Origin of the sequence: Nocardioides sp. NPDC000445 (genome assembly GCF_040300245.1) — a bacterium.
Classification (GTDB): domain Bacteria; phylum Actinomycetota; class Actinomycetes; order Propionibacteriales; family Nocardioidaceae; genus Nocardioides.
Genome location: NZ_JBEPDH010000037.1, coordinates 24,576 through 32,406, shown reverse-complemented (window position 1 = coordinate 32,406; position 7,831 = coordinate 24,576). Strand labels below are relative to the sequence as shown.

Genomic DNA, 7,831 nt, shown 5'->3' with positions numbered 1-7,831 from the left:
GACCGGGCTCCGGCCACTCCTCGAACTCGCTGATCTCGCCACTGGTCAGGAGCGCGAGGCGCGGGGCGATGAAGGACTCGATCGGCAGGGTTGCTAGGCGGCGGTCGCGAAGGCCGCCTCGGACTCCGGGTTGCGGGCTACGGAGCGGCGGGCGAGGGTGAACGCGACGGCACCGAGGACCGAGGTGACCACCATGGTGATCGCCAGTGGAACCGCGGTGTGCTCACCGGCGACGGCGCCGAGCGGGGAGGCGAGGCCGCCGCCGAGGAACATGATCCCGCCCATCAGCGCCGAGCCGGCGCCGACCGAGGGACGGGCCTGCTCGATGGCGAGGGCGCCGGTGTTGCCCATGATCAGGCCGACGCAGGTGGTGACGACCAGGATCGGCAGCAGGATGAGCGCCTTCGGCACCGGCAGCAGCGCGACGACGAGCACGAACAGGGCGCCGATGGCGAGCACCGGCTGCGCCGACCGGATGATCTGCGCGGGATGCACCTGCCGCTTGGCCAACCGTGCCGAGAAGAGCCCGGCGACCGTCAGGAAGGCGGCGTTGACCGCGAACCCGATGCCGTAGACCGCCGCCGACGTACCGATCACCGACTGGTAGAGGAACGAGGAGGAGGAGACGTACGTCATCAGGGTGGCGAACGTGAGCGACTGCGTCAGCGTGTAGCCGAGGAAGGCGGGCTTGGCGAGGAGACGGCCGAGGTCGGCGTACTCGACCCGGCGGCTGCGGCGCTCGACGGGGAGCGACTCGCGGATCACCAGCATCACGACGACGACCTGCGCGACGGCGATCGCGGCCACGATGCCGAGCACCCCGCGCCACGGCACGAACCCGGCGAGGGCGCCGCCGATCACCGGGGCCAGGATCGGCGCGATCCCGCTGATCGACATCATGATCGACATCGCTCGGGCGGCGGCGAAGCCGTGGAGTACGTCGGCGACGATCGCCCGTGCCATCACGATCCCCGCCGCGGCGGCGAGCGCCTGGATGAAGCGGGCGGTGATCAGCAGCTCGACGGTGGGTGCCAGCGCGGCCAGCACACCGGCCGCGGCGGCCACGACCGACCCGATCAGGAGCGGCTTGAGCCGTCCGAAGCGGTCGGAGATCGGCCCCCAGGCGATCTGTCCGAGCGCGAGCCCGATCAGGAAGGCGGTGAGGGTGAGCTGGACGTTGCTCGCCGCGGCCCCCAGATCGCTGCCGATCTGCGGGAAGGACGGTAGGTAGAAGTCGATCGCCAACGGCGCGGATGCCGAGAGCAGGGCGAGCGCGAGCAAGAGCCGCGGCGGGACTGACGTCACCGAGTGAACCTCCGGAGAGTTTGGTTGAAGAAGACAACCAGCCGAACGCCGAAGTCCCGCCGGGCATTCCTCACCAGAGCGTGATGGACCTCTCGAAGATCCCGGTCAGGTCCTCCGCCGACGGCTGCTTCGGCGCGGTGGCGAGCAGCCGCTGCTGCTTGAGCGCACCTTCGACCAGGTCGGGGATGTCGCCGGCGACGTAGCCGACCTCGCCGATCCCGGCCGGGATGCCGATGTCCCGCATCAGGTCGCTCAGCACCCGGGGCAGCAGGTCGCGCGGCTCCTCCTGAGACTCGTCGAAGCCGGGTGCCAGCAGCCGGGCCGCACGCAGGTGCCGCTCGGGGGCGGCGTCGAAGGTGTAGCGGAAGGCCTCCGGAGCGGTCAGCGAGACCGCCATCCCGTGCGGCACCAACGCCTCGTCCCCGGGGTAGTCCGCCGGATGGAAGTCACGCACCCGCCCGGCGATCGGGTAGGCGCAGGCGTGCGGGATGTGTACGCCGGCGTTGCCGAAGCCCAGACCCGCGAAGGTCGCCGCGAACGCCATGTCACCGCGTGCGAGGGTGTCGTCGCCGTGCGCGACCGCCTGCCGGAACGAGCCCGCCAGCAGCGACAGCCCCTTCTCCGACCACATGTCGGAGATCGGGTTGGCGCCGCAGTAGGGGACGCGCTGATCAGGAGACTTGCGATCGTAGGAGGTGTAGGGGCGGGCCGTGTAGCTCTCCAGCGCGTGGCACAGGATGTCCATCCCGGAGGCGGCGGTCACCCCGGCGGGCTGGGTCATCATCAGGTCGGGGTCGACGACGGCCAGCGTGGGACGCAGGCGCGCGTGCGAGATCCCGGTCTTCACCTTGAGCGAGAGCACGTCGAGCACGCACACGGTCGTCGACTCCGCACCGGTGCCGGTGGTGGTCGGCACCGCGACCAGGGGCAGCAGCGGGTTGGCCGGCGCGAGCCCCCGTCCCACCGGCGCGTTGAGGTAGTCCATCAGGTCGCCGTCGTTGGTGGTCAGCAGGTTGACCGCCTTCGCGGTGTCGATGCTCGACCCGCCCCCGACCGCCACGATCGCGTCGAACGGCCCGTGCTCGCGGGCGAACTCGACCGCCTCGCGCATGCTCTCGTCGGTCGGCTCGACATGGACGCCGTCGAAGACGACGGCAGTGACGTCGTACGCCTTCATCTGCTCGGCCGCGCGCTGCGGCAGCCCGGTCGCGGAGATGCCGGGATCGGTCACCACGAGGGCGCGGCGGGCGCCCAGCGACGCGAGGTCGTAGCCGATCTCGGCCGAGGCGCCGGTGCCGAACTTGAGCTGCGGAGAGCCATAGGTGAACACGGTCTCAGGTGTGGCGTGCGTCATGAGGCGCACGATATCGACCGGCTCCCACCCGCATCACCGGTCGGAGTGCCCAACCGCCATCAGGCGATGGTGAAGCCGACCTTCCGGGCGACGACGTCGGCCGTCTCCAGGCGTACCTCGATCTCCTCGCCGAGCGGGAGCGCCGTCGCGCCGGTGACCCGGGCCTCGATGGCAGGCTCCTCGACGGTGATCGAGCCCTTCTGCTTGTCCTCGTCGTCGATCTCGACCACCACCGCGGTGAAGGTCTCTCCGACCCGGTCGTGCAGCACCCCGGCCTCGACCAGGTCGACGACGCCGCGTTCGTAGGCACCGCTGGTGCGCGAGGAGGCACGCATCGTCTCCGGCAGGGTGGTGAACGCGGTCGTGACCCAGTCGGGGACCGGCTGGTCGGCGCAGAGCGCCAGGCAGACCTCGCCGGCGTAGCGGTCGATCAGCCGGCGCAGCGGCGCCGTCACGTGCATGTACTCGTTCGCCAGCGCCGAGTGCTCGGTCAGCGCGGGCAGCTCGCCGTTGAACGAGGCGTACCCACTCCCGCGCAGCAGCCGGGTGCACGCGATCGCCATCGCGGCGTGCTTGCCGTTCTTGCCGTCGAGCGAGCGGATGAAGTCGGGGTAGAGCATCTCCGCGGGCCACTCCAGCCCGAGCGCCCGAGCGGTGCGGTGCAGCCGCTGGACGTCTCGGGGGTCGGGTTCGGGGAGGGTCCTGAGGAGCCCGACGCGGGCGTAGACCATCAGGTCGGCCGCCCCGAAGCCGGTGAGCAGCGAGATCTGGGCGTTCCAGTTCTCGACGGGGAGCAGGTCGCGGTACTCCAGCGACCACTGATCGCCCTGGACCGAGATCTCCTGGTCGCGCAGCGGCAGGTTGACCCCGCCGCGGGCCGCCTCGAGGGCGATCCGCTTCTCGCCGATCTCCTTCAGCAGCTGGAGGGAGTCGGCGTAGTCGGTCTCGGCGAACCCGTCGCCGTCGAACATCTTCTGCACGCCCTCATAGGAGAGCTTCGCCCGCGACCTGACCAGCGCGCGCTCCACGAAGGTGTCGGTCCCCTCGCCGGTCGCGTCGAGCCTGTGGGTCCACACCAGGGCGGGGCGTACCTGGTCCGGGAGCAGCGAGGCGGCGTCCTCGGAGAGCACCTTGGGGTGGAGCGGGATCTTCGCATCGGCGGCGTAGAGCGTCTCGCCGCGCTTGTTGGCCTCCAGGTCGACCGGGTCACCGGGCGCCACGAAGGCGGCCACGTCGGCGATCGCGTAGTGCACCACGTAGCCGTCACCGTCGCGCTCCAGGTGAAGCGCCTGGTCGAGGTCCATCGACGTCTCGGGGTCGATCGTGACGAACGGCAGGTCGGTGCGGTCGAGCTCCGGGAGTCTGGGGTCGGCCGCGGCGGCGGCCGCCGCTTCCTCCACCTCGGGCGGGAACTCGGCGGTCACCCCCAGCTCGGCCTGGAGCGCTGCGATCCCGTCGCGGAGCGTGGTGGCGGCGACACCGTTGTCGGCACTGGCGACCCGGATGATGCGTGCGGAGCCCATGGCCAGAACTGTAGTGGCTACTTCTTCTTCGAAGCCTTGTACGTCTTGTGCAGCGCGGCGGCCTCCTTGCCGAAGGCCTTCGGGTTGCCCTTGAAGGCGTCGAACTGCCCCCACAGACCCTTCGTGGACCTGCTGTGCGCCTTCGCCGTCCTGTCGATCCTGGCCACCGCCCGGCGCTGGGAGGAGGTCAGCGACCGCTTCGCCCGGAGGTGCTCCGAGCGCGCCCGGGCCTTCTTCGAGACGTCCTGGATCAACCAGAACAGCCCGACGATGATGATCACGACGAGGAAGCCGGCAAGGTTGGGCCCGGAGGCGGACTCGGCGGCCAGAACGATCATGCCTGGAAGGTAAGCTCGCACGTTCCCGCAGGTCACAGGCGCTTTGAAAGATACCCAATCCTCGATTCGGCCATCCTGGCCGCGGGCGGCACGATAGTCCCGTGCTGATCCTGCTGCCGCCCTCGGAGGGCAAGACCGCGGCCGTACGCGGCAACCCGCTCGCGCTCGACGACCTCCGCCTCCCGGGGCTCAACCCGGCCCGAGCCAAGGTCATCGACGCGCTGGTCGAGCTCTGCACCACGCGCCCGGACGAGGCCGTCGACATCCTCGGCATCCCGAAGACCCAGCCCGAGCTCGTCACCCTGAACGCCGGGCTGGCCGATGCCCCCACCGCGCGCGCCGACCGGATCTACACCGGCGTCCTCTACGACGCCCTCTCCCCCGCCACCCTGTCGCCGGCCGCCAAGCGCCGCGCGACCAGCCGGGTCATGGTGACCAGCTCCGTGTTCGGCCTCGTCGGCCTCGCCGACCGCATCCCGGCGTACCGTCTCTCGGGCGACACCACCCTCCCCGGCATCGGCGGCGTCCAGGCCCACTGGCGCGCCCACCTCGGCGCCGGCGTGTCCGAGGCCCTCGGCGACGGCCTGCTCGTGGACCTCCGGTCCGGGACGTACGCCGCCTTCTGGCGCCCCGAGGCCGAAGGGTCGAGCACAGTGCCGGCCCGCACCGCCACCGTCCGTGTCCTCCACGAGCACAACGGCCAGCGCAAGGTGGTCAGCCACTTCAACAAGGCCACCAAGGGCCGTCTCGTCCGCGCCCTCCTCGAGTCCGGCGCCAACCCCCGCACCCCCGCCAAGCTCGCCGACGCCTTCCGCGACCTCGGCTGGACCGTCGAGGCCGGCCCCGCCACCAAGACCGGCACCCAGCTCGACATCATCGTCTCCGAGATCTGACCCCGCGCCGAGTCGGCTCGTCCTGACCGAAAACCTCGCCGAGTCGGCTCGTCATGACGAGCCGACTCGGCGAGAAATCAGGTCAGGATGCGCCGAGTCGGCGTCAGAAGAGGCCGGAGGCGAAGGGGTCGCGGGAGACGGGGAGACCGTTGAAGAGGCGCATCGAGGCGCGGTCGTCGGCGAAGAAGGAGACGACGGTGACGGAGGCGGGCGAGAGCTCCATGCTGAAGACTCCGCCGATCGGGGCGCCCAGGGCGTGGGCGACGATCAGCTTGATCGGCGAGACGTGCGAGGCGACCACGACGGTCTCGCCGGCGTGGGCCTCGAGGACCCGCGAGAGGCCGTCGAGCACGCGGGCCTGAGCGGAGTCGAAGGACTCACCGCCCGGGGGCGCGACCTCGGTGGCCCCCATCCACGCCTTCATCTCGTCGGGGAAACGTTGGGCGACCTCACCGAAGGTGAGCCCCTCCCACTCCCCGAACTCGATCTCGGCGAAGGCGGGCTCCTCGACCAGCCGGGCGCCGAGCGCACCGGCGACGAGCTCACCGGTCTCGACGGTGCGCAGGACCGGCGAGGTCACGACGGTCGAGACCGAGGACGCGAGCGGCTTGAGCCACTCCGCGGTGAGCATCACCTGCTCGCGGCCTTCCTGGGTCAGCGGCGGGTTGTCGCCGCCGAGGCCTCCGGAGAACGCCTTGGCGGCGGTGTGCTTGGTGACCCCGTGACGTACGAGAACCAGCGTCGTCGCCGCCGCGCCGGCTCCCCACCCGCGCGCGGTCTTCTCGCTCACAGACCCGACTCGGCGGTGCGGACCAGGATGCGGGAGCACTCCTCGCAGCGCACGACCTCATCGGCGGCGAGGCCGCGGATGCGGGAGATCTCGGCGGGGTCGAGCTGGAGGTTGCAGCCGCCGCAGCGGCGGGCACGCAGCTCGGCAGCGCCGACACCCATCTTCTCGCTGAGTCGCGAGTAAAGAGCGAGCAGGTCGTCGGGGATGCCCTCGAGCGCGGGCGCCCGCTCCTCGGCGACCGCGGCGAGCTCGCCGTCGATCTTCGAGGTCTCGACGTCGACGGAGTCGACCGCGACCGCGAGCTTCTCGGTGATCTCGGCCAGCTCGGCCTCGAGCCGGGTCACGGCCGTCTGAGCCTCCTCGAGCTGCTCCATGACCTCGAGCTCCTCGTCCTCGAGCACCGAGATCCGGCGGTCGAGGGTGGCCAGCTCGTGCTGCATGCGCTCCAGGTCCTTGGCGCTGCTGATCGCCCCGGAGTCCATCCGCTCCTGGTCGCGGCGGCGGCGGGTCTTGACCGCCTCGACGTCGGCGTCGGCCTTCTTCTGCACCCGCTCGAGGTCGTCGCGCGTGATCCGGGCGTCGCGTACGGCATCGTCGGTGGTCTTCTTCGATGCCTGCAGCTCCGCCACGACGGCGGCCTGCGGCAGGTGCGCACGGCGGTGGCGCAGCTGGAGCGCACGCGAGTCCAGCTCACAGACGTCGAGCAGCTTCACCTGGGCGAACGGGTCGGCTTTCAGCGGATTCTCCTCAGCTATTCACGATCAAGGTCCACGGGTCGGTGACGATCTCCGAGACCCGGGTCTCCACCGTATCTCCGAATGCCTCCCGAAGTCGCCTCGCCAGGACAGGCAGCCAGGTCCACTCCGCCGCCCAGTGCGGGATGTCGATCAGCGCACCGCCCTTCTCGAGGAACTCCGAGGCCGGATGGTGGCGCAGATCGCTGGTCACATAGACGTCGTACGCAGCCACCTGGTCGAGCAGGAAGTCACCCGCGCCGCCGCACAGCGCCACCGAGGAGACCGGTCGGTCGAGGTCGCCGGCGACCCGGATCCCGGCCGCGGTCGAGGGCAGCGCGGCCGCCACGGACTCGGCGAAGGCGCCCAGCGTGGTCGGCGCCACCGTCCCGGCCCGGCCGGTCCCGACATCCTCGGTCACCCCCGGCACCAGCGGCCGCAGCGAGCTCAGCCCGAGCGCGAGCGCCAGCGACTCCGAGACGCCGCCGAGGGCCTGGTCGGCGTTGGTGTGCGCGGTGAGCAGGGCGCACCGCGCGGAGACCAGCGTCGAGAGTGTACGCCCTTTGGGGGTCGTCGCGGCGAAGCCGTGCACACCCTTCAGGAAGAGCGGATGATGGACCACGACCAGGTCCGCACCCCACGCGGCCGCCTCCTCGGCGACCGGGAGGGTCGGGTCGACGGCGAGAAGCACCTTCGAGACGGGCTGCGAGGGCTCGCCCCAGACCAGCCCGACGGCATCCCATTCGTCGGCGGTCGCGGGCGGGTACCAGTCGTCCAGCAACGAGGTGACGGTGGACAGAGTGGGCGGGGTCGGCATGGGGTAAACCCTAGATCCCGGGACCGGGGCCGCACTCAGCGGCGGCGACGTACACGAAATCAAGTTCGTAACCGTTC

General features: G+C 70.9%; 8 protein-coding genes. 1 reads left to right on the top strand and 7 read right to left on the bottom strand.

Going from position 1 to position 7,831, the window contains the following annotated elements:
- Positions 1-93: 93 nt before the first annotated feature.
- The 4 genes from ABT304_RS30110 to ABT304_RS30095 form a co-directional block, all read right to left on the bottom strand.
- On the bottom strand, positions 94-1,305 hold the full coding sequence (locus ABT304_RS30110; RefSeq protein WP_350721036.1) for a multidrug effflux MFS transporter: 1,212 nt from the start codon (positions 1,303-1,305) through the stop codon (positions 94-96).
- A 70-nt stretch (positions 1,306-1,375) separates the two neighbouring features.
- Positions 1,376-2,659 carry a hydroxyacid-oxoacid transhydrogenase gene (locus ABT304_RS30105; protein ID WP_350721034.1) on the bottom strand — a complete coding sequence of 428 codons (1,284 nt, stop codon included), beginning with the start codon at positions 2,657-2,659 and terminating at the stop codon, positions 1,376-1,378.
- Between the two features lie 59 nt (positions 2,660-2,718).
- Positions 2,719-4,182, bottom strand: a complete 1,464-nt coding sequence (locus ABT304_RS30100) for an RNB domain-containing ribonuclease (protein WP_350721032.1) — start codon at positions 4,180-4,182, stop codon at positions 2,719-2,721.
- 17 nt (positions 4,183-4,199) lie between these two features.
- On the bottom strand, positions 4,200-4,520 hold the full coding sequence (locus ABT304_RS30095) for a hypothetical protein (RefSeq protein WP_350721030.1): 321 nt from the start codon (positions 4,518-4,520) through the stop codon (positions 4,200-4,202).
- A gap of 101 nt (positions 4,521-4,621) precedes the next feature.
- Between ABT304_RS30095 and yaaA the strand changes: the two genes are divergently transcribed.
- On the top strand, positions 4,622-5,413 hold the full coding sequence (gene yaaA / locus ABT304_RS30090) for a peroxide stress protein YaaA (RefSeq protein ID WP_350721029.1): 792 nt from the start codon (positions 4,622-4,624) through the stop codon (positions 5,411-5,413).
- 103 nt (positions 5,414-5,516) lie between these two features.
- Here yaaA and ABT304_RS30085 read toward each other — a convergent pair whose 3' ends face one another.
- The 3 genes from ABT304_RS30085 to ABT304_RS30075 are packed head-to-tail and all read right to left on the bottom strand — an operon-like array spanning position 5,517 to position 7,754.
- A complete protein-coding gene (locus ABT304_RS30085; RefSeq protein ID WP_350721027.1) occupies positions 5,517-6,203 on the bottom strand; it encodes a histidine phosphatase family protein in 687 nt (228 codons plus the stop codon).
- A complete protein-coding gene (locus tag ABT304_RS30080) occupies positions 6,200-6,916 on the bottom strand; it encodes a zinc ribbon domain-containing protein (protein ID WP_350721025.1) in 717 nt (238 codons plus the stop codon). Before ABT304_RS30080 ends, ABT304_RS30085 begins: the two co-directional genes overlap by 4 nt.
- Before the next feature lie 34 nt (positions 6,917-6,950).
- Positions 6,951-7,754: a Nif3-like dinuclear metal center hexameric protein gene (locus ABT304_RS30075; RefSeq protein WP_350721023.1), complete on the bottom strand. Its 804-nt coding sequence runs from the start codon at positions 7,752-7,754 to the stop codon at positions 6,951-6,953.
- Between the last annotated feature and the right edge of the window lie 77 nt (positions 7,755-7,831).